This is a genomic window from Streptomyces recifensis, from assembly GCF_002154615.1.
Lineage (GTDB): Bacteria > Actinomycetota > Actinomycetes > Streptomycetales > Streptomycetaceae > Streptomyces > Streptomyces griseoluteus.
The window spans coordinates 1-853 of record NZ_MUNH01000872.1 but is presented as its reverse complement, the minus strand read 5'-3'; the positions used below and the strand labels follow the sequence as shown (position 1 = coordinate 853).

The following is an 853-nucleotide window of genomic DNA, read 5'->3' as shown; positions in this document are numbered from 1 at the left end:
CCCTCCCTGCTCGCCTCCGACTCGGCCTGGACCGAACGCGGCCGCCCCGTCCCCGCCGGCCAGCTCCTCCGCCGGTTCGCCGGGACCGACCTGCCCCTGCCCGACGGCTACAGCGCCCTCCCCCTGCACCCCTGGCAGGCCCGCGACGTGCGGCACCGCCCACCGGTCGCCGCCCTGCTGAACTCCGGCCTGCTCCGCGACCTCGGCCCCCTCGGTTCGCCCTGGTACCCCACCTCCTCCGTACGGACCGTCCACCGCTCGGGCTCCCCAGCGATGCTCAAGCTGTCGCTCGGCCTGCGCATCACCAACTCCCGCCGGGAGAACCTGCGCAAGGAACTCCACCGGGGCGTCGAGGTGCACCGCCTGCTGCGCGCCGGGCTGGCGAAGCAGTGGCAGGCCGCCCACCCCGGCTTCGACATCGTCCGCGACCCCGCCTGGCTCGCCGTGGACGCCCCGGACGGACTGCCCGTGCCCGGCCTCGACGTGATGATCAGGCACAACCCCTTCGCCGCCACCGACGACATCGGCTGCGTCGCCGGACTCGTCTCCCCGCGCCCGGACTTCGAGCCGAGTCCGACGACCGGCCCCCGGGGGCTCCGCTCCCGCCTGGCCCGGCTCGTCGCACGGCTCGCCGCCCGCACCGGCCGTCCGGTGGGCGCGGTCGCCGCCGAGTGGTTCCTGCGCTACCTCGAACAGGTCGTCCGGCCCGTGCTCTGGCTCGACGGCGAGGCGGGGATCGCGCTGGAGGCGCACCAGCAGAACACCCTGCTCCTCCTCGACCAGGACGGCTGGCCGGCCGGCGGCCGCTACCGCGACAACCAGGGCTACTACTTCCGCGAGTCCCGCCGGGGCG

General features: G+C 75.7%; 1 protein-coding gene. It reads left to right on the top strand.

Features of this window, described 5'->3' with window-relative positions; all coding sequences use genetic code 11:
* Positions 1–853, top strand: an 853-nt coding sequence (locus tag CCN33_RS30485; protein WP_279628234.1) for an IucA/IucC family protein, incomplete at both ends; no start/stop codon positions are given.